Source organism: Caballeronia arvi (assembly GCF_001544695.2).
Classification (GTDB): Bacteria; Pseudomonadota; Gammaproteobacteria; order Burkholderiales; family Burkholderiaceae; genus Caballeronia; species Caballeronia arvi.
Genome location: NZ_FCOM02000002.1, coordinates 285491 through 305186, shown reverse-complemented (window position 1 = coordinate 305186; position 19696 = coordinate 285491). Strand labels below are relative to the sequence as shown.

The 19696-nt window shown below is 64.4% G+C and carries 22 protein-coding genes and 1 tRNA gene; 12 read left to right on the top strand and 11 right to left on the bottom strand.

Going from position 1 to position 19696, the window contains the following annotated elements:
* Positions 1-186 precede the first annotated feature (186 nt).
* Complete coding sequence (locus AWB74_RS04455; protein WP_061145533.1) at positions 187-2121, bottom strand: ATP-binding cassette domain-containing protein; 1935 nt, start codon at positions 2119-2121, stop codon at positions 187-189.
* Between the two features lie 184 nt (positions 2122-2305).
* On the bottom strand, positions 2306-2689 hold the full coding sequence (locus AWB74_RS04450) for a DUF4399 domain-containing protein (protein ID WP_407642396.1): 384 nt from the start codon (positions 2687-2689) through the stop codon (positions 2306-2308).
* A 270-nt stretch (positions 2690-2959) separates the two neighbouring features.
* On the opposite strand from AWB74_RS04450, the gene AWB74_RS04445 reads away from it, so the two are divergent.
* Positions 2960-3142 carry a rubredoxin gene (locus AWB74_RS04445; RefSeq protein WP_041730228.1) on the top strand — a complete coding sequence of 61 codons (183 nt, stop codon included), beginning with the start codon at positions 2960-2962 and terminating at the stop codon, positions 3140-3142.
* Positions 3143-3182: 40 nt separating this feature from the next.
* Here the strand turns inward: AWB74_RS04445 and AWB74_RS04440 are convergent, their stop codons facing one another.
* From AWB74_RS04440 to AWB74_RS04430, 3 genes are all read right to left on the bottom strand, one after another.
* On the bottom strand, positions 3183-3935 hold the full coding sequence (locus AWB74_RS04440) for a class I SAM-dependent methyltransferase (protein ID WP_061145532.1): 753 nt from the start codon (positions 3933-3935) through the stop codon (positions 3183-3185).
* Positions 3935-4735: a bestrophin-like domain gene (locus AWB74_RS04435; RefSeq protein ID WP_061145531.1), complete on the bottom strand. Its 801-nt coding sequence runs from the start codon at positions 4733-4735 to the stop codon at positions 3935-3937. The genes AWB74_RS04440 and AWB74_RS04435 overlap by 1 nt, the downstream gene beginning before the upstream one ends.
* A gap of 142 nt (positions 4736-4877) precedes the next feature.
* A tRNA-Arg gene (locus AWB74_RS04430) sits at positions 4878-4952 on the bottom strand.
* Between AWB74_RS04430 and AWB74_RS47160 the strand changes: the two genes are divergently transcribed.
* Positions 4938-5441: a hypothetical protein gene (locus AWB74_RS47160; RefSeq protein WP_235024475.1), complete on the top strand. Its 504-nt coding sequence runs from the start codon at positions 4938-4940 to the stop codon at positions 5439-5441. The genes AWB74_RS04430 and AWB74_RS47160 overlap by 15 nt on opposite strands.
* A gap of 18 nt (positions 5442-5459) precedes the next feature.
* Here the strand turns inward: AWB74_RS47160 and AWB74_RS04420 are convergent, their stop codons facing one another.
* Positions 5460-7355, bottom strand: a complete 1896-nt coding sequence (locus AWB74_RS04420; protein WP_061145619.1) for a bifunctional sugar phosphate isomerase/epimerase/4-hydroxyphenylpyruvate dioxygenase family protein — start codon at positions 7353-7355, stop codon at positions 5460-5462.
* 243 nt (positions 7356-7598) lie between these two features.
* On the opposite strand from AWB74_RS04420, the gene AWB74_RS04415 reads away from it, so the two are divergent.
* Positions 7599-8456, top strand: coding sequence for a shikimate dehydrogenase (locus AWB74_RS04415; RefSeq protein ID WP_061145529.1), 858 nt, complete (start codon positions 7599-7601; stop codon positions 8454-8456).
* A gap of 69 nt (positions 8457-8525) precedes the next feature.
* On the opposite strand, the gene AWB74_RS04410 is transcribed toward AWB74_RS04415, so the two are convergent.
* Positions 8526-9203 (bottom strand): TetR family transcriptional regulator, encoded by a 678-nt coding sequence (locus tag AWB74_RS04410; RefSeq protein ID WP_061145528.1) that lies wholly within the window; start codon positions 9201-9203, stop codon positions 8526-8528.
* Between the two features lie 129 nt (positions 9204-9332).
* Between AWB74_RS04410 and AWB74_RS04405 the strand changes: the two genes are divergently transcribed.
* A complete protein-coding gene (locus AWB74_RS04405) occupies positions 9333-9722 on the top strand; it encodes a hypothetical protein (RefSeq protein WP_235024474.1) in 390 nt (129 codons plus the stop codon).
* A 44-nt stretch (positions 9723-9766) separates the two neighbouring features.
* On the opposite strand, the gene AWB74_RS04400 is transcribed toward AWB74_RS04405, so the two are convergent.
* Positions 9767-11245 (bottom strand): sensor domain-containing diguanylate cyclase, encoded by a 1479-nt coding sequence (locus AWB74_RS04400; protein WP_061145617.1) that lies wholly within the window; start codon positions 11243-11245, stop codon positions 9767-9769.
* 309 nt (positions 11246-11554) lie between these two features.
* Here AWB74_RS04400 and AWB74_RS04395 point away from each other — a divergent pair, with 309 nt between their 5' ends.
* From AWB74_RS04395 to AWB74_RS04370, 6 genes are all read left to right on the top strand, one after another.
* Positions 11555-12058, top strand: coding sequence for a YbhB/YbcL family Raf kinase inhibitor-like protein (locus AWB74_RS04395; RefSeq protein WP_061145527.1), 504 nt, complete (start codon positions 11555-11557; stop codon positions 12056-12058).
* A gap of 99 nt (positions 12059-12157) precedes the next feature.
* Entirely contained in the window at positions 12158-13525 is a 1368-nt protein-coding gene (locus AWB74_RS04390; protein WP_061145526.1) for an MFS transporter, read from the top strand.
* 105 nt (positions 13526-13630) lie between these two features.
* The gene (locus AWB74_RS04385; protein ID WP_061145525.1) at positions 13631-14182 is read left to right on the top strand and encodes a type 1 glutamine amidotransferase domain-containing protein; all 552 of its coding nucleotides are present in this window, start codon (positions 13631-13633) and stop codon (positions 14180-14182) included.
* Positions 14183-14202: 20 nt separating this feature from the next.
* Positions 14203-14748, top strand: a complete 546-nt coding sequence (locus tag AWB74_RS04380; protein WP_235024473.1) for a DUF4142 domain-containing protein — start codon at positions 14203-14205, stop codon at positions 14746-14748.
* Positions 14745-15110 (top strand): DUF1488 family protein, encoded by a 366-nt coding sequence (locus AWB74_RS04375; RefSeq protein ID WP_061145524.1) that lies wholly within the window; start codon positions 14745-14747, stop codon positions 15108-15110. Before AWB74_RS04380 ends, AWB74_RS04375 begins: the two co-directional genes overlap by 4 nt.
* 65 nt (positions 15111-15175) lie before the next feature.
* Entirely contained in the window at positions 15176-15748 is a 573-nt protein-coding gene (locus AWB74_RS04370) for a glycine zipper family protein (protein ID WP_061145523.1), read from the top strand.
* Between the two features lie 65 nt (positions 15749-15813).
* Here the strand turns inward: AWB74_RS04370 and AWB74_RS04365 are convergent, their stop codons facing one another.
* Positions 15814-16068 carry a hypothetical protein gene (locus AWB74_RS04365; RefSeq protein WP_143749141.1) on the bottom strand — a complete coding sequence of 85 codons (255 nt, stop codon included), beginning with the start codon at positions 16066-16068 and terminating at the stop codon, positions 15814-15816.
* Between the two features lie 201 nt (positions 16069-16269).
* On the opposite strand from AWB74_RS04365, the gene AWB74_RS04355 reads away from it, so the two are divergent.
* Positions 16270-16722 carry a PA2169 family four-helix-bundle protein gene (locus AWB74_RS04355; RefSeq protein WP_061145520.1) on the top strand — a complete coding sequence of 151 codons (453 nt, stop codon included), beginning with the start codon at positions 16270-16272 and terminating at the stop codon, positions 16720-16722.
* A gap of 101 nt (positions 16723-16823) precedes the next feature.
* Here the strand turns inward: AWB74_RS04355 and AWB74_RS04350 are convergent, their stop codons facing one another.
* Together AWB74_RS04350 and AWB74_RS04345 are read right to left on the bottom strand one after the other, a co-directional pair.
* Positions 16824-17048, bottom strand: coding sequence for a hypothetical protein (locus AWB74_RS04350; protein ID WP_061145519.1), 225 nt, complete (start codon positions 17046-17048; stop codon positions 16824-16826).
* A 314-nt stretch (positions 17049-17362) separates the two neighbouring features.
* Entirely contained in the window at positions 17363-17704 is a 342-nt protein-coding gene (locus AWB74_RS04345; RefSeq protein WP_061145518.1) for a BON domain-containing protein, read from the bottom strand.
* 458 nt (positions 17705-18162) lie between these two features.
* On the opposite strand from AWB74_RS04345, the gene AWB74_RS04340 reads away from it, so the two are divergent.
* Positions 18163-19647, top strand: coding sequence for an RNA polymerase factor sigma-54 (locus tag AWB74_RS04340; RefSeq protein ID WP_061145517.1), 1485 nt, complete (start codon positions 18163-18165; stop codon positions 19645-19647).
* The last annotated feature ends 49 nt before the right edge of the window (positions 19648-19696 follow it).

Below are 19696 nucleotides of genomic sequence, written 5' to 3'. Positions count from 1 at the left end.
GGATGCTTGATGAATGTGCCTGGCCGGATGCGCGATGAGCGAAGCGGAAAACCGCCTGCCGATCCGAGCCGCGCTAGGAGAATAGCGGTTTTCGCCCGCCGCGCCCACCACGGCGCCATAAAACGCGATGCAGGCGTGGACAATCCGTCTTCACGAAACGGACACCCCTGCGGCGCACGAAAGCACTTATTTGCGCTTCGCTTCCAGCTCTTCCCAACGTTCGAGCGCGACGAGCAATTCCTCTTCGATCGCCGCATGGCGCTCCGACAGACGCGCGCCCTCCTTCGCGTCCTTCGCGAAGATCGAACCGTCTTCGAGCTGCGCACCGATCGTCTTCTGCTCTTCCTCGAGCTCCGCGATACGCGCCGGCAGCGCTTCCAGCTCGCGCTGCTCCTTGAACGACAGCTTCACGGTGCGCTGTGCGTTGCGGCCCGCGGCGCTTTCCTTCGGCGCGTCGTCTTTCGTCGCTTCCTTCGCGCTCTGACGCGCCGCCTCTTCCGCGATACGCTCCGAACGTTCGCGCTGAATCTGCCAGTCGGAGAAGCCGCCGACATACTCGCGCCACATGCCGCCGCCTTCCGCCGCGAACACCGAGGTCACGACATTGTCGAGGAACGCGCGGTCGTGGCTCACCAGCAACACGGTGCCGTCGTAATCCGCGAGCAGTTCTTCGAGCAGTTCGAGCGTCGGGATATCGAGATCGTTGGTGGGTTCGTCGAGCACGAGCACGTTCGCGGGACGCGCGAAGAGCCGCGCGAGCAGCAGGCGATTGCGCTCGCCGCCCGACAGCGAGCGCACCGGCGAGCGCGCGCGTTCGGGCGCGAACAGGAAGTCGCCGAGATAGCTCATGACGTGCTTCTTGACGCCGTTCACTTCGACCCATTCGCTGCCGGGGCTGATGGTGTCGCCGAGCGATTTGTCGAGATCGAGCTGCGCGCGCATCTGATCGAAATACGCGGCCTGAATGTTGGTGCCGGTGCGCACTCGCCCTTCGTCGGGCTGCAGCTCGCCGAGGATGAGTTTCAAAAGCGTGGTCTTGCCTGCTCCGTTCGGCCCGACGAGACCGATCTTGTCGCCGCGCATGACCGTCGCCGTGAAGCAGTCGACGATCGTGCGCTCGCCGAAGCGCTTCGTCACGTCGGTCAGCTCCGCGACGATCTTGCCGGACTTCTCGCCCTGCCCGACATCGAGCCTGACGTTGCCCTGCACGTTGCGGCGTTCGGCGCGTTCGTTGCGCATTTCCACGAGCCGCGCGATACGGCCGACGCTGCGCGTGCGCCGCGCCTCGACGCCCTTGCGGATCCACACCTCTTCCTGCGCGAGCAGCTTGTCGAACTTCGCCTGCTCGACCTGTTCGACTTCTAGCTGCTGCGCCTTGCGCGTCTGATACGCGCTGAAATTGCCCGGATACGACAGCAGCCTGCCGCGATCCAGTTCGACGATGCGCGTCGCCACGCGATCGAGGAACGCGCGGTCGTGCGTGATGAAGAGCAGGCCGGAGCGCAAGGTGACGAGCAGCTCTTCCAGCCAGCGGATGCCGTCGAAGTCGAGGTGGTTGGTCGGCTCGTCGAGCAGCAACACGTCAGGCTGCACGACGAGCGCGCGCGCGAGTGCGACGCGCTTCTTCATGCCGCCGGACAGGTCGCCTGCGCGGGCGTCGCCGTCGAGGCCGATCTGCGCGAGCGTCGTCGCGACACGCGTGCGCCAGTTCCACGCATCGCGCGTATCGAGCGCCGATTGCAGCGCGTTCATGCGCGCGAGCAGTTCGTCGTGCTTCGGGCCTTCGGGCGTGTCGGCGAGCGCATGCGCGACGGCGTCGTATTCGTCGAGCAACGCGCGCGCATCGGTGAGGCCGGAGGCGACGACATCGAACACGGAAGCGTCGAGATCGAACTCGGGTTCCTGCGGAACATAGACGGTCGTGAGCTCGCTCTGACGTGTGACGAGGCCGTCATCGGGCGCGGCAAGGCCCGCGACGATCTTCAGGAGCGACGACTTGCCTGCGCCGTTGCGGCCGATCAGCCCGACGCGCTCGCCCGCTTCGAGCGAGAAGTCGGCGTGGTCGAGCAATGCGACATGGCCGAACGCGAGCTGCGCGTCCGAAATGGAATAAAGCGACATGGGAAACCGGATGAATGGCGAAGAGTCGGTGACGAAAACGGCAACCGATGGAAGCGCCCATTGTACCGGTCGTACCGGGCGCGGCGCGCGTTGCCGTGGCGCTCACGCGGCGCTGGCCGAACGGACGAGAAGCAAAAAGGCCGCCCGGACGCGGTCCGCGGCGGCCTCTCGTGCGCGTGATGCGTTATTGCTTGACGTGAACCTTGATCGTCTGGCTCATTTCCGGCCCGTAGGAGCGATGCGCGCCGTCGGCGAACTGCATCGTCAGCGTGTGATCGCCGGGGGGCAGCTTCACGTCGGCTTCGGTCTGGCCCTTGCCGTAGTGCAGGTTCTTGTCGTCCATCGGGACGACCGTGCCTTTCGGAATCGGTTTTTCGTCGATCAGCAGATGATGATGCCCGGTGCCTTCGGTCATCGTGCCGGCCGGCGCGACCGACATGCCATCGACGCCGAATTTCACGTGCACGGGGCTCGTGACGGTCGCGCCGTCTTTCGGCTCGACGAAATAGACGCGCGCCTGCGCATGCACCGCGCCAGCGAACGAAAACAGGACCGCGCCCGACAACATCGCGCCCAAGAGCTTTTGCTTCATCGTTTTCTCCATGTTGTGAAACCGGTCGATGGCGCGAAATCGGCGCCGGAGACCCGGAAAAGCATACACCGAGCTTTCGGAGCCGCGTATCCGTACCATCCTGCCGACGCAATATGACACGGCATGCGGCCGGCGGCCGGAGCGGGGAACGATCGCGCCGATTCCTGTAAGATGCCGGCTCGCCGCGCAAGGCGCTGTCCTTTGCCGCACGCGGTCCGTTTATTTCTTTCGAATCAAGAGTCTGTCGTGAGCGAAGTCATCGAATACAAAAGCTGGGTCTGCCTGATTTGCGGCTGGATCTACAACGAGGAAGAAGGCCTGCCGGACGAAGGCATCGCCGCGGGCACCCGTTTCGACGACATTCCCGCCGACTGGCGCTGCCCGCTGTGCGACGTGGGCAAGGCCGATTTCGTCGTCGTCGAGTTCTGATTGCCGATGGCCGCCGCGTGCGGCGGCATCGTTTCATTTTTCAGCGCGCCACCGCGATCAACTCGCGGCTCGTTTCATCCACCGGCGCGCGGTTCCAGTCACCGTACCAGTCGATCTGCGCAAAACCCGCTTCGGTCAGCCGTTTCGTCAGTTCTTCGAGCGTGCGAAAGCGCAGTTCGCTCGTCGCGCTGAGCGTCTCTTCGGCGATTTCACCGCTTGGCTTCGGCATGAAGCGATAGTGCGTCGTGAACGCCACGCGCCCGGTCGCGAGCGGGTCGGGTACTGCGTGCCGTTCCAGCCAGACGTCGACCGTCCTGCCGTCCGGCGCTTCGATGCGCCTCAGCGAACGCTCCGGCGTCCAGTTTTCCCACGCGCGTGCAGCCGGATTGCGGCTCTCGAACGCGATCGCGCCGCCGGGCCGCAGCGCGCGGCGGGCGGCATCGAGCGTCGCGACGAACGATGCATCGTCGAGAAAGACTTGCGCGACGTGTCCCGTCATCACGAGCAGATCCGCCGCGCCGACGAACGGCAGCGCCTTCGCATCGCCTTCGATCCACGTCACCGTGTCGCCGTCCGGACGCGCGCGCGCCACGCGCAGCATGTGCGGCGACGGATCGATGCCCGTCACGCGATGACCGCGCCTCGCGAGTTCGCACGCGAGCAAGCCCGTGCCGCAGCCGAGATCGACGACATGCCGCGCGGATGCCGCCAGCGCGAGATAGAACGCCGTATCGTCGGCGAACGGATTGAGGGTGTCGTACAGCGCGACGAGGCGCGGATCGTCGTAGCGCATCAGCGGCTCTGATACGCGAGCGCGTCGCGCAACGGCTGGCTGCCGATCATGATCGGTCCCGAGAACGGCGTATCGAGATCGAGGATCACGAGCACCGCCGACGCGATCGACAGCGCGCCGAGCATGATCGTCACGAGCGAAAGCGCGTTGCGCGGCGCGATCAGCCCGAAGCACAGAAAGATGATGAGCAGCCACCCGACGAGAATGCGGTCGAACGGATAGGAGATCGACCCGTGCGCCTCCTCGACCAGCTTCCAGCGCTGCGCGACCAGCTGCTCGAAGCGCGTGGCGGCTTCGGTGGCGAGCTGGCGGTGATAGTCGTCGCGCGGGACGAGCATGCGCACGTCGTGCTGGGCTTTGCTCAACAGCGCGCCAAGCGTCGCGTTCGCAAGGCTGTCGTCCTTTTTCGACTGCTCGACGTTCGGATAGTCATCACCGGGCGGCGGCGCCTCGTTCGGCCACGTGCTCGCAATCGCCGCCGCCGTGTACGAGCGCAGCAGCCTGCGCGCCGGATCGAGTTCGCCGCCGTAATCACGCATCGCGCGATCGAGCTCGATGATCGAGGTCGCGTAGTTGCGCATGTCGGTGTTGGTGGTGTCGAAAATCGTTTTCGCCGATGCGGTCAGGAGGCCGAGCACGAGCGCCGCGAACGTGACCAGCATGCCGACGAGCAACTGGATCAACTGCACGGTTTCCTGCGCCTTGTGCTCCTCCGGCAGAAGCGGCCGCACGATTGCACCAAGGCCCGTGCAGGCGAGCAGGAGAATGAAGACGAGCACCGCGGATTCGATTTCGGTCATGAACGCATGAGCCGTGAAGGCGAGCCTCAGGTGGTCGCATTATCGGCGCGAAAGTGCTTACGGTTCAATGCGAAGACAGCGGGAAGGCGGGGAAAGAGGCGGCGGGCAGCAGCATGACACGACGAACGCCGTGTCGAAATCTTGGTCCCCCCGGCAGGAATCGAACCTGCATCTAGCGCTTAGGAGGCACTCGTTCTATCCATTGAACTACGGGGAGCGGACCGCGCTCAGCCGAGGCGTCGGCGAGCGAGCGCAGAGTATAGCAAAGGCGCGCGGCGGCTTTCGGTTCGGCGCGAACAAATTCGAAGCCTTCGGCGCGCAGCGAAAAAATTCGCGTACGTCGAGGGTTTCTCCCTATCAAGTCTCGCCGAAGCGCGCCGCCATCGGGATAATGGACCATTTTCCCGATATGAAGCCGCAGGGCGCGTTTTCGGCGTTGCTGGCGGACCAGGACCTGACGCACCTCGAAATGGTGCTGCGTCGCTCGTTGGCGTGCGACCTCGGCGGGCCATTGCTGCCGCCTTCGTACTGGCGTGAGCGGCTCGCATCGATCATGCGCCAGTCCCACCTTTCACATACGCAGATTCAGACCGTGCATCGGCTGTATCTGCATATCGATGCGTTCGAAGCCGCCGCACGCGCCCGCGAGGAAGAGCTCAGCATCGAACGCGCGCGCGTAGCCAGCGAAAAGTCACAAAGCGCCTGAGCGCCCTTCGCGTGTTTCCTACGCCGCCTGACGCGCGCGCTGCTGCTGTTGCGCATGCGCCGCGAGCCTCACCGCCGCATTGGCCGCGCCATAGCCGTCGTAGCCGCCGCGCCGCTCGATCACTTCGAGGAAGAAGCGCTGATCGAGTTGCTCCGTGTACGCGTGGAAGAACTCGCCGCCGCGCTCGTCGCGATCGTAGAGGATGTTGTGCTCGCGCATCTGCTCGATCTGCTCGTCGGGCAATCCGAAACGCGCGACCAGATCGTCGTAGTAGTTGCGCGGGATGCGCAGGAACTTCACGCCATCGGCTTCGAGGCGCGGAATCGCATCGAAGATATCCGGCGTGCTGAACGCGACGTGGTTCAGGCCCGAGCCGCGATACGTCGACAGCGATTCGGCCACCGCCGTGTAGCGGTCCACCGACGCGTTCAGCGCAATGCGCACCGAACCGTCGCGGCTCCGCACCGCGCGGCTACGCACGAGGCCGTAAGGGTCGGGCACGAGCACGGCAGGCTCCGTCTCGAAGCCGAATGCACTGCGGAAAAACAAGACCCACGTGTCGAGCGCATCGGCGGGCAGCGAAAGGCACACGTGATCGATGCGCGACAGCGGCCCCACTTCATACGGCCCGTCGATATCCGTCAGGATGAAGTCCGATTCCCACAGCGTCGGGCCGCCCTTCGCTTCGTCGACGAAATAGTCGAGGCTGCCGTCTGGCGACTGCACGCCGGGCACCACGCGCTCGTTCGGGCCGACGCGCCCCGAAAACGGCTGCGACCCATACGCCGCGGCGCGCTCGAACGCGAGCTTCGCGTCATCGACATGAAACGCCGACGCACACAGCGACAAACCATGCTTCTGGAAGAACGCGCTCGCGAAGGAATCGGCTTCGGCGTTGAGCACGATCGAGCCCGCGCCATGCCGATACAGCGCGACATCCTTCGAGCGATGCTTGCCCGCAAGCCTGAAGCCGAGCCTGCCGAGCCAGCGCGCGAGCAGTTCGCGCGTGGAATCGTCGACGGCGAATTCGAGGAACTGGAAGCCGATATGCTCGGGCGGCGCGGGCGGATTGAAGAGTTCCGGCGGCGCCTTGTCGCCCATCAGCGCGCGCGTCTGCTCTTCCAGATAACGCAGCGAGCGATGACCGTCCGCCGCCGTGATCGCGGTCGGCGCAGCGCGGAAACCATCGTTGAAGATTTCCAGCGAAAGCGGCCCCTTGTAGCCCGATTCGAGCACGCGCGCCGTGAAGCCCGCGACATCGAACGCGCCCTGCCCCGGAAAGCAGCGATAGTGACGACTCCATTCGAGCACGTCCATCGCGAGCACGGGCGCATCGGCGATCTGCACGAACGCGATGCGCTCGCCGGGAATCGACGCGATCTCGTCCACCGAATCGCCGATCGACAGCGTATGGAAGGTGTCAAGCGCGAGGCCGAGATTCGGATGATTCACCGCATCGACGAGCTTCCACGCGTGCTTGTACGAATTCACGTAGCGGCCCCACGCGAGCGCCTCGTACGCGACGACCACGCCCGCTTCCTCCGCGATCTTCGCCAGCGTGCCCAGTTGATCGACGATGAGCGCGTCGTCGCGGATGGTGTCCGGCGACACGTTGCTGCACACGAGGATGCGGTCCGTGCCGAGCTCGTGCATCAGCTCGAACTTGCGTTTGGCGCGCTCGACGTTCTTCGCGAGACGCTCGGCGCTCACGCCGTCGAAGTCGCGAAACGGCTGGAACAGATAGATTTCGAGGCCCAGATCGGCGCACATGCGGCGCACGTCGGCGGGCGTGCCGTCGAAATACAGCAGGTCGTTCTCGAAGATCTCGACGCCGTCGAAACCGGCCGCCTTGATGGCCTTCAGCTTCTCGGGAAGCGTGCCGCTGATGGATACCGTCGCGATGGATGTACGGATTGAACGCAGCATCGCTGCCTCCTCGTTGCAATCAATGAATGCGGGATGGATGCGGTGCCTTCCAGTTTAGGACGTCCGCATGACGGACGCGCGCAATCCACGTCAATTCTGCGAGATGATAACAAACTAACTAGACCGTACAAATTAGTGAAAACACGAACCGACAAGCCTCGCGCGTGCGTTCACACTGCGACATACTCAATTTCGCACTGCAGCAACAGTGCACCGTGCCGGAGCGCTCGCATGACCAACAAGACTTCGTATCTCATCGGCCTGATCGGATCGGGCATCGGCGGTTCGCTCACGCCCGCCATGCACGAAAAGGAAGGCGCCACGCTCGGGCTCAACTACGTGTACCGGCGCATCGATCTTCAGGCGCTTGCGCTGGAGCCGGCCGCCCTGCCCGATCTGCTCGTCGCGGCCGAGCGCATGGGCTACGACGGCCTGAACATCACCTATCCGTGCAAGCAAAGTGTGATCCCGTTGCTCGATGACCTCGATCCCGATGCCCGCGCGCTCGGCGCCGTCAACACGGTGGTGCTGAAGGACGGCAAGCGCATCGGCTACAACACGGACTGGTCGGGCTTCGCGCGCGCGTTCCAGCGCGGGCTGCCAGGCGTGCCGCTCGAACGCGTCGTGCAGCTCGGCGCGGGCGGCGCGGGCGCGGCCGTCGCGCATGCGGCGCTCACGATGGGCGCACGCGAACTCACGCTCTTCGACTCCGACGATGCACGCGCGGCCTCGCTCGCCGCCGAGCTCGCGGCACGCTTCCCGGATCGCGTCGTGAAAAGCGGCGGCGATCTGCGCGCGACGCTCGCGTCGGCGAGCGGCCTCATTCACGCGACGCCCACCGGCATGGCGAAACTGCCGGGCCTGCCGTTGCCGGCGGACTATCTGCACAAGGAATTGTGGGTCGCGGAGATCGTGTATTTCCCGCTCGAAACCGAACTGCTGAAGGCGGCGAAGGCGCTCGGCTGCCGCACGGTGAGCGGCGGCGGCATGGCGGTGTGTCAGGCGGTCGACGCGCTGCGCATCTTCACCGGCCGCGAGCCGGATGCCGAACGCATGTTCGCGCACTTCCAGAGCTTGCTGGAAGGCTGATCCATCTATCGCAAGGAAAAACGGCGACCTCGTGAGAGTGTCGCCGTTTTTTTTGGTGCGCCGGAGCGTTCAGTCGCGCCGCATGTAACGCAGCACGGCATCGACGATCATCTCGCGATGACGCGCGCGCGAACGCGGCCCCGACGGATCGCGCCCGAACGCCGCGCCCCACGTGTGACGATTCCCCACGCGGTGAAAGCAGAACGAGCTGATCATCAGATGCAGGTCGATCGGATCGACGTCGTCGCGAAACTTGCCCGCCGCCACGCCGCGCGCGATGAGATCCTCGATGGTCTTCACGACCGTCGAATTGCGCGCCTTGAACGTCTTCGACTGCTCGATGTACTTCGCCGTATGAATGTTTTCGATCGTGACGAGACGCACGAAATCGCGATGCTTGTCGTGATAGTCGAACGTGAAGCCGACGAATTCTCGCAGCGCTTCTTCCGGGTCCATTTCCGCGAGCTGCAACTCCTGCTCGAGCGCGCGGATATCACCGTACACCTGCTCCAACACCGCCTCGTACAACCCTTCCTTGCTGCCGAAGTAGTAGTACAGCATGCGCTTGGTGGTATTGGTGCGCTCCGCGATGGCGTCGACGCGCGCGCCCGCTAAGCCCATCGCCGAAAACTCCTGCGTGGCGATGTCGAGAATGTTCCGCTTGGTCTCCTCAGGATCGTACTTGCGCCGCCCTTCTGCTGTGGTCGACGAGGGCGCAGCACTGGCGGCCTTGCTTCCTTTTTTCATTTTTCTGTCTGAGAACGGCATTGAAAATCGATTCTAGCACGGGCTATATAGGCTTCTTTGCCTTAGGCAGCGTTCGATTCGGCCCGCTTCACCTATAATTTTTCTTCCCCGCATACACGAATAAATCCGATGCGCATCAAGCTCTTCGCAACCTTCTGTCTGGCCGCATCGTGCCTGTCCGCGACGGCCCAGACCGCGATGCCGCCCGGCCATCCGTCGTCGAAACAACTGATGGCCGCCGAAGGCGTGATGACGAGCGCGAACATCGCGCGCGGCGCGGCGGACGTCTGTCACCTCGATGCCGCGAAGATCGCGCGCTTTCGGGATGTCGTCCGCAAAAGCTATCCCGATGCCCCCGATTTCGACGGCGAATGGAAGCTCGGTCTCGCGCAGGCGCAACCGACCGTCGACCGCTTCGAGAAGCTGAAGACGAGCAATCCGGCGGAATACAAGAAAGAGACCGGCGAGGCGTGCCCGGCGATCGATCGCGGCATGGACGAAGTCACGCAGCCGCAATAGCCACGCGCTCTTTACGCGCTCTATGCGCGCTGGTCACGCATTCATCACGCGCTCGTGCCGTCGTAATGCGCGCGCTTTTCGGCGTACATTGCGGCGTCGGCGCGTTGCAGCATCGTCTCCAGCCGCTCGCCTTCGTGCGCGGTGGCCGCGCCCATCGCGAACGATAGCGGCATGCCGGAATAGAACTGATTGTTCACTTCGAGCAACTGGCGAATGCTGTCGATCACCGCAATGCCTGCCCGCTCGTCGATGCCGGGCAGGAGCACCATGAACTCGTCGCCACCGATGCGCGCCGCCTGGAACGGCTTTTCCACCGCCTTGCCGAGCACTTCGCCCGCGCGCCGCAGAAGCGCATCGCCGGCGGCGTGGCCGAGCTGATCGTTGACGGCCTTGAGCCCGTTCACATCGACCGCGATCGCCGTCACCGGAAACGGGCCCTTGCGTTCGAGCCGATTGATTTCGTCGATGTAGAACGAGCGGTTCTTCAGCTTCGTGAGCACGTCGTGCTTGCCGAGAAACTCCAGATACGCTTCGGCCTTCTTGCGCGCAGTGATGTCGGTGAGCGCGACGAGCACCAGATCCCAGCGCGCCTCGTGCCCCGGAAACACCGAGAACTGCAGATGCACGTGCACCTCGTTGCCTTCCAGCGAATAGTTGAGCACTTCGCGCTGATGGAAGAGCTTGCCGTCCCACAGGTCGATCAGCTGTTCCTGGAAGTGCTGCTGCATGTCGTCGCGAAAGATGTCGGGCAGCCGCGCGAGCAGCGTCGCCTTGTCGGGCGCGGCGAACATGCGAAGCGTGTGCTGATTCACGTCGAGTACGTGGATCTCCTGCATACAGCGCTCGACGAACTCCGGATGCACGTTCGTAAAGGTGCGGAAATCGACGATGCCGCGCTCGCGCACATCGTCGAGCAAGCCCTTCACGGAACTGAAATCCTCCACCCACAGCGACACCGGCGAATGCTCGAACAGTCCGCGCGCATAAAGCTCGCTTGCGGCGGCCGTGCGGCGCATCGCTTCGAGTTCGGTGATGTCTTCGATGGTGACGAGCACGCGGCTCCACGACGCCTCGTGTCCCGGCAGTATGACCGCCTTGAGCAGCACGTCGAGGCGCTTGCCGTCGAGCGTGTAGTTGACCGTCTGACTCACGAAGCGCGTCTTGCCGGACCATAGCTGTTCGAGTTCGTCGACGTGCGTGGTGAGCATGTCGTCGCGAAACACGCGACCGAGGTTCTGCACGAGCTGATCGACGTCCTTCGCGTTGAACAGAGACAGCGTGCGCCGGTTGACCTTCACGACCCGAATGCGCGACGAACACTCCGCGACGCGCCCGGGATTCTCCGCGAGAAACGCGCGCAGATCGGCGACGCCCGCCGCGCGCCAGCGCTCGAACTGTTCGCGCACCGCGCTGAAATCCTCGAGCCAGAGGGAAACCGGTGCGAGGTCGAACATGTCGGCATCGTCCTCCGGCACGCTCGCCGGCATGAATTGACCGGCAGCGCGGCGCGGGTCGTTGGGCATGGTCGTCCTGTCGTCCTTTCGGCTCGCGCCGTCTGAATTCATCTCATTATTGTATCGCGCAGGATTTTTGCGGGCCGAATCACGGTCCTGCGCAAGCCGGGCGCGACGTTTCAGCCCGCGCCGGATATCGGGGGCGGATGCTACACTCGATTGGCTGTCGCCCTCGCCGTGCTTGCGGTTCCCTCGCGGTTCCGCGGGCAGCGCCCGGGCACGTTTGCTGCACTCGTCCGGCTGAGCGCGCGACATCACGCAGTCCGGTGCGCAGTGCCGCATCCATCCACATCGCAAGAAGAAGGAGGCACGACTCTCATGGCTGATTTCCGCATCTGGTCCGACGAATTTCCGGCGAACGGCTTCATGACGCACGCGCAGGAATTCGACCAGCAAGCCTTCGGCGGCTCGGGCGAGAACGTTTCCCCGGCGCTGCAATGGGAAGATCCGCCCGCCGATACCCGCAGTCTCGCCCTCACCGTCTACGATCCTGACGCGCCCACGGGCAGCGGCTTCTGGCACTGGATCGTCGTCAATATTCCGCCCGACGTGCGCTCGCTTCCGCGCAATGCCGGCAAGGCCGACGGCAGCCTGCTGCCGCAAGGCGCGCTGCAGCTTCGCAACGATTACGGCACGGTCGGCTTCGGCGGCGCGGCGCCGCCGCGTGGGGACAAGCCGCATCGCTATATCTTCCGCATCCATGCGCTCTCCGGCGAGAGCCTTCCGCTCGATGCGAATGCGACCAACGCGGTCGCGCGCTTCATGACGCATCTGAACGAGATCGACTCGGCGACGTACACCGGTCTCTACGAACTGAAGTAAGCACGCGGACGAGGCGCGGCCCTTGCCGCCGCGCCGCCATGGAAGCTGTTTGAAAACGGCGCGCCTTAGAATGCGCCGCCCGCCACTCACCGTCGATCGATGGATTCCGAACAAGGTCTGCCGCTGCCCCAGCGATACTGGGCCATTGCCGTCGTCGCGCTCGGCATCACGCTCGCGGTGCTCGACGGCGCCATCGCCAACGTCGCGCTGCCGACCATCGCGCGCAATCTGAACGCATCGCCCGCCGACTCCATCTGGGTCGTCAACGCCTATCAGCTCGCCATCACCATTTCGCTGTTGCCGCTCGCGTCGCTCGGCGACCGCATCGGCTACCGGCGCGTGTATATGGGCGGGCTCGCGCTCTTCACGGTGTCGTCGTTCGCGTGCGCGCTGTCGGGCTCGCTCGTCACGCTGACGATCGCGCGCGTGATCCAAGGCTTCGGCGCGGCCGGCATCATGAGCGTCAACACGGCGCTCGTGCGCGTCATCTATCCGCACGATCAGCTCGGGCGCGGCGTGTCCATCAACGCGACGGTCGTCGCGATCTCGTCGGTGATCGGTCCGACGGTCGCCTCGGGCGTGCTCGCCGTCGCGACGTGGCCGTGGCTGTTCGCGATCAACGTGCCGATCGGTCTCGCGGCGTTCGCGATCGGCTGGAAATCGATGCCGCGCACGCCGGGGCATCGGCAGCCGTACGATTACATCAGCGCGATCATGAACGCGCTCTTCTTCGGCATCGCGATCGTCGCGGTCGATGGCTTCGGGCACGGCGAGCATCGGCCGTATCTCGTCGGCGAACTCGTCGCGACGGCGGTCATCGGCTACTTCTTCGTGCGGCGGCAACTCACGCAAAGCGCCCCGCTCCTGCCAGTCGACCTGATGCGCATTCCGGTGTTCGCGCTGTCGGTCGGCACGTCGGTGTGCTCGTTCTGCGCGCAGATGCTCGCGTTCGTTTCGCTGCCTTTCCTGCTGCAGGGCACCTTTGGCATGAGCCAGGTCGAGACCGGCTTTCTGATGACGCCGTGGCCGCTCGTGATCGTGTTCGTCGCGCCCCTCGCGGGCGTGCTCGCGGATCGCTATTCGGCCGGACTGCTAGGCGGCATCGGTCTCGCGATTCTCACCATCGGGCTCGTGCTGCTCGCGAGCGTCGGCGCACATCCGGACGCGTTCGACATCACGTGGCGCATGGCCGTCTGCGGGCTCGGCTTCGGCCTCTTCCAGTCGCCGAACAATCGTCAGATGCTCGCATCTGCGCCGCGTCATCGCAGCGGCGGCGCGAGCGGCATGCTCGGCACCGCCCGTCTCACCGGACAGACGTTCGGCGCGGCGCTCGTCGCGCTGATCTTCGGCGTCGCGCCGAAGCAAGGCCCGGTGATCGCACTCGCCGTCGCGGCGGTGTTCGCTGCCGCGGCCGCCGTCGTCAGCATGCTGCGCCTCACGGGCAAGCGCAGCGTCGAGCCGGCCTGACACGTGAGCATCGCTGGGCACGGCCCTTGCTGAAAATCCGGACATGATTTCCGCGCGACGTTCGATGCGCGGAACGTTCGAATTTCAGCAACGAGGAGTGTGTTCATGGCCAATTCCCTCAACGGCCTCAAGGTCGCCATTCTCGCCGTCGACGGCTTCGAGCAGGCAGAACTCGTCGAGCCGCAGCGCGCGCTGAAGGAAGCCGGCGCGCACGTCGATGTCGTGTCGCAGAAGCCCGGTCAGATCCAGGGTTTCAAGCATGTCGACAAGGCCGACAAGGTGAATGTCGACGTCACGTTCGATGCAGCCAACGCCGCCGATTACGACGCGCTCGTGCTGCCGGGCGGCGTCGTGAACAGCGACGCGATCCGGCTCGACGCGCAGGCGCAAAGTTTCGTGAAGGCAGCCGATCAGGCGAAGAAGCCGATCGCCGTGATCTGTCACGGCGGCTGGCTGCCGATCTCGGCGGGCATCGTCGCGGGCCGCACGATGACGAGCTGGCCGAGTCTTCAGGACGACGTGCGCAATGCGGGCGGCACGTGGGTCGATCAGGAAGTGCAGATCGACGGCAATCTCATCACCAGCCGCAAGCCCGACGATCTGCCCGCGTTCAATCAAGCGCTGATCGACGCGCTCGGCAAGGCGCGCGCAGCGTGACTGGACAGGAGCCGATGCCGATGCCGAAGTCGCCCGGATCACTCATGCGCGTGCTTGCGCTAGTGCTGGCCGCTGCAGCCTGCGCACCCGTCGCGAACGCGCAGACGGATGGCGCGTTGCAGAGCCAGAAACTTTCGCCCGTCGATCAGCAATTCCTGCAGGACGCCGGTCAGGCGGGCGCGACGGAAATCGCCGCGAGCAAGCTGGCGCTCTCGCATGCAAGCGACCGGCAGGTGCGGGAATTCGCACAGCGAATGATCGTCGATCACACGAAGCTCGCACGCAATCTCGACGTGATCGCGAAACGTCACGGCATCACCGAGCCGGCCGCCGCCGATTCCGCCGTGATCGGCAGCCTGCAAAATCTCCAGGGCGCGGAGTTCGACAAGGCCTATATTGAAAAGGTAGCCGTGGGCGGGCACCAGAAGGCCGTCGAACTTTTCAGGAAGGAGAGCGAAAGCGGCAACGACACCGCGCTGAAGGCGGCGGCGAACAAGGCGTTGCCGGTCATCAGCCATCACTACGAGATGGCGCAGCAGCTCGCGAAAACGAAGGCGGCGTCATGAGCGCCGTTACTTCCGAAGCCGCCTCGCATCGCGCCTCGCAACCCGCTTCCCGTCCCGCTTATGAGGACTCGACCATGCACATCACGTTTGCAGACGAAGCCCCCGTTTATGACGGCGATGATCTAGCGATTCACTTCGCCGCGCTCATCGACGGCGAGCCGGTCGTATGTTCGATCACCGCAGAGGCGCTCGAAGATCACTTCGGCGCGAAATCCCCGCGCGAGGACGATCTGCTCGACGCCTTCGAACAGGGCGCCGCGCGTATTCGCGCAGTGTGCGCCGAAGTCCTCGACGACAACGGCGGACAGCCCGCCGTCCTGCGCAGCGGCTTGTTCCGCGTCGCCGGAATGGAGCCGGAGTAAGCGCGCGGGGCGTTCGTCATGCAGTGCCGCCAGTCCGACCAAACCTGAGCCAATAAGGAGGGAACATGTCCTTGATCATTGCGGGCCGATTCCAGACTTTTCGCGCCGCCGAATCGGCGGCTCAGAAGCTCTTCGCGCAAGGCTTCGTGGAAGAAGACGTGACGCTTTTCTTCGTCAACCCGAGCGGGCAGCACGCGCGTTTCCCGGTCGGCGGCGATGTCGACACCGACCCGGGCGCGAGCGGCGCGCCCAAAGGCGCCGGCAAGGGCGTCACGATCGGCGCGGTGATCGGCGCCGTGGTGGGCGCGGCGATATTCGCGATCTTCAAGGCCCCGCTGCTCGTCTCGGTGATCGCGGCGGGCGTCGGCGCGTACGTGGGATCGCTCGCCGGCGCGATGTCGCATACGAAGAAGCCCAGAACGGCCGCGCAGGCCGAGGAGCCCGCGCGCCACGCGGGCGTGCTCGTGGCCGTGCATGTGTCGCCGGAATCGCAGGACCAGGCCGCGACCGCGTTGCGCGAAGCGGGCGGTATGGATATCGAGCGCGCATCGGGACGCTGGAAACAAGGCCGCTGGAGCGACTTCGACCCGTCGCAGCCGCCGCATCCGGTCGGCGAGTTCGCGCAGACGCGCGCCTGAGCGATCTGCTGTTCGTTCGATGACTACGCCCGCCTCGTGCGGGCGTTTCTTATGGTGCGCCGGATTCAGACCCAGGTTGCGCGCTCGCGATGAGGCCGCATGTCCGCCCGAATGCCGCAGTCGGCAGGCAGCATGCGCGGTGCATCGCCATCGTTCGCAGCGGACGGCTCGCATAAGCGCCTATCGGTTTCACGCGATCCCTGCGCCGGCTGCGATTCGACGCCCGCGACATGCTCACGCACCTGCAACGTCACGGCCGATGCCGCGATCGCCACGAGAATCAGAAACTCGCGATGCACGAGTCGATTGAAGTATTTCACTACGCTCTCCTGTTGCCGTTCATGTGCGCGCGTCTCATATCGGACGCGCGCTTTAATGCGTCGCTTTGGTCTATCGGCGACAGCAAGTCACATACCGCGCAGCCCGGCGTCTGCTGGCACGCCGCGTGCGCTATGTATCGGCGAGCCGCATCCCGCAGGGAGAATGCGGCGTGACAATGTCAAACGAAAAGGAGGTGTCATATGAGCACGAACGTCGTATCGGTACTCAACGATCTCGTCGAAACGTCGAAGGACGGCGAGAAGGGATTTCTCAAGGCCGCCGAGGACACGCGTGACCCGAGCCTCAAGCTGCTGTTTCAGAACCGCGCGCAGAAATGCACGGAAGGCGCGCGCGAGTTGCAGGATATCGTCGCCCGCTTGGGCGGCAAGCCCGAGACCGGCGGTTCGATGGCAGGCGCGCTGCATCGCGGCTGGGTCGACGTGAAGTCGGCCGTGACGGGCCACAGCGATCACGCGATTCTCGCCGAATGCGAGCGCGGCGAGGATGCCGCGAAGAAGAACTATCGCGAGGCGCTAGACAAGGACCTGCCGGCCGATATCCGCGCCGTCGTGGAGCGCCAGTATCAGGGCGTGGTGGAAAATCACGATCGCATCCGCGATCTTCGCGATCAGTACGCAGCAGCGAAGTCCTGATGCGATGAAGCCCGCGGCCCGTCAGTCGTAACGGGCCGCGAAGAAACACGAACGGCCGCGCGATGCGGCCGTTCGTTTGTCCAGCGCAGGCGAGACGCCCGTTATTGCGGCTGACCCTTGTCGTTCGTGCCGAGCGACGAAGCCGCCGCCGCTGCCGATGCGCCCTTCAGCTTGTGCGCCTTGTTCTGCTGATGCAGATAGGTGCCCTTCTCCTTCTTCGCCTGCGTGCCCGCGGTCCCGGCTGCATCGGACGCTGCCTGCGCGAACGCCGTCGTCGAGAACGCCAGCGCGAGCGCGCCGATCAATGCCATCTTTTTCGTCTTCATGAAGAGCTCCTTTTTCCGCGGCCTCCGAACGCCGGGCTACTGCGCATTCGTGAACCGCCTGGGTAAGTACCGTCCTGAACGGTCGTACTCGTGTTTTAAGTTTCGAAGTGCTGCGAGGTGATGCGCACTGCGTGAAGCGTCATGCGTGAAGTTGCGACTGAAGCGCCGTGCGGACCCGGCGCCTCCATGCGAGAACCCGCGCTTCGTCCGACTGCTCGCCGTGTGAGGCGAATCGTCGGACCCCGCGCGGGTTCCGTACTGCTGGCACTCAACCGCGGCCCGCCGTGGCGAAGCCGGGCATACGAACTATGCCATTACTTGGCGGCAATTTTAAGATGGTTCTTCACGGAAGCAACACCCGAGACGTTCGAGACGACCTCTTCCGCCGCGGTCTTGTCCGCCGCCGAGGGCACGGAGCCCGTCAGCGAAACGATGCCCGCGTGCGTCTTCACGTGGATATGCGTAGACTTGACGTTCTTCGCTCCGAGGAGTTCGGCCTTGACCTTGGTGGTGATCGCGCTGTCGTCGACCTTCTGGCCCATTGACGTATCGGAACCGCTCGTCGACGACGCCGAATTCGTCTGCGCCCCCACGTTCAGCGCAAACACGACACATGCGATACCGCCGGCTGCCTTCAGGATTTGAGTCGTCTTCATGGCATTACTCCCATTTTGTCGATTTTGGTCTTGCGTCCCGTTCGCCCGCTTCATGCGATGCGTGCAGGAACCGCTCTTTGTCACGTCCGCGCCGTAGCACGCGGATCGTCCCCTTTGTCCGCAACTTGCGTGCCGCCACCGACGCGGGCGCGATGGATGCGTCTGAAAAAAGCTCGCGAAGCACCGTCGCTCAAGGGCAACGTGAGCCTTCGAACAAATCTTCGACGCTCGTGAAATCGCGTCGCGCGGGCTGAGCAATGCGGCCCGAAACGCGCGTCGCTTTTGGTCGGGCACGTGTAAAAACTGCGTGAAAACTGTCTCGCCGAGGCTTGCGGAAGGAGCGAGCCGACGGAAAAAACGTAGTCGCGGCGCGAGCTTATCGTTAGATGGCATGGCTGTTGCTTTAGTCACCTCCAAACCAGCCCATTACGTTTAGAACAATCGAGGATTAGCAAGCAATGCCGCCTACACTCGAACTCCGCGCCAAGCAAACGCTCGCGCTCACGCCGCGCCTCCAGCAGTCCGTTCGTCTCCTGCAACTCTCGTCGCTGGAGTTTCAGCAGGAATTGCGCAACGCCCTGGACACGAACCCCTTTCTCGAATACGACGAGTCGCAGACCGAAGACAACGCGCTCGGCGCCGACAATGGCAGCTCGATGGCCGACTCCACGTCCACGAACACTGCCGATGCAGCGGCCGAAGTCCCGCTCGCATCCGAACCCAGCATGGAGAGCGAAGCCAGCGCCGATGCCGGCTCGCGCGACGACGTCAGCGAGTTCTCGTCCGATCCCTTCGGCCGCGGCGCATCGCGCGGCAGTGGCGATGGCGAAGGTTCCGATCCCGCCGACTGGGTGCGCATCGAGCCGTCGTTACATGAAACGCTGCACGACGCGCTGCGGCTATATCAATTGAACGAGCGTGATCGCGCGATCGCGCAACTCATCATCGAAGCGCTCGACGACGACGGTTATCTGCGGCAGGAATTGAGCGAGCTCGCGGGCGTCGTCGAAATCGAGCCGGGGTTGAGCGAAGACGAACTCACCATCGCGCTCAGGCTCGTACAGTCGCTGGACAAGCCGGGCGTCGGCGCGCGCAATCTCTCCGAATGCCTCTCGCTGCAACTGGAAGCGCTGGACGAAGAGACGCCGGGCCGCGCTGTCGCGCTCGAAATCGTCGCGCATCATCTGGAGCGGCTCGCACGCCGCGAGCAGGCCGAGTTACAGAAGAAGATCGGCTGCACCGCCGATGAACTACGTATCGCGTGCGCGCTCGTGCGCCGTCTCGATCCGAAGCCGGGCGAGAACTACGGCCGAAGCGAAGACAACTATGTGGTGCCGGACGTCATCGTGCGTCAGGTGAAAAAGCAATGGGTCGTGACGATCAATCCGGCAGTGCTGCCGCGCGCGCGAATCCATCGCATGTATGCGGAGCTGTTCGCGCAGTCGGCGGGCGCGAGCCGCTCGCCGCTCGCGCAGCAGCTACAGGAAGCGCGCTGGCTGATCCGCAACGCGCAGCAGCGCTTTACGACGATTCAGCGCGTAGCCGAGTGCATCGTCTCGCATCAGAAGGCGTTCTTCGATTACGGTGAGATCGCGCTGAAGCCGCTCGTGCTGCGCGATGTCGCCGACGAGCTCGGCCTGCACGAATCGACCATCTCGCGCGCGACGGGCAACAAGTATATGGCCACGCCGCGCGGCATCTTCGAGTTCAAACACTTCTTCCCGCGCGAACTGAGCACGGAAAGCGGCGGCACGTGCTCGGCCGCGGCGGTGCGCGCGCTACTGAAGGAGATGATCTCCAAGGAAAATACGCGCGATCCGCTGTCCGACGTAAGTCTCGCGAAGATGCTCGCCGATCAGGGCGTGATCGTGGCGCGGCGCACGGTGGCGAAGTATCGGCATCTGATGAAGGTGCCGCCGGCGGAATTGCGCCGCCAGGCTTGAAGGGCCGATGGCGTCGATGTTTCCACGCTCTCAAGCGTTCGGCGACGAC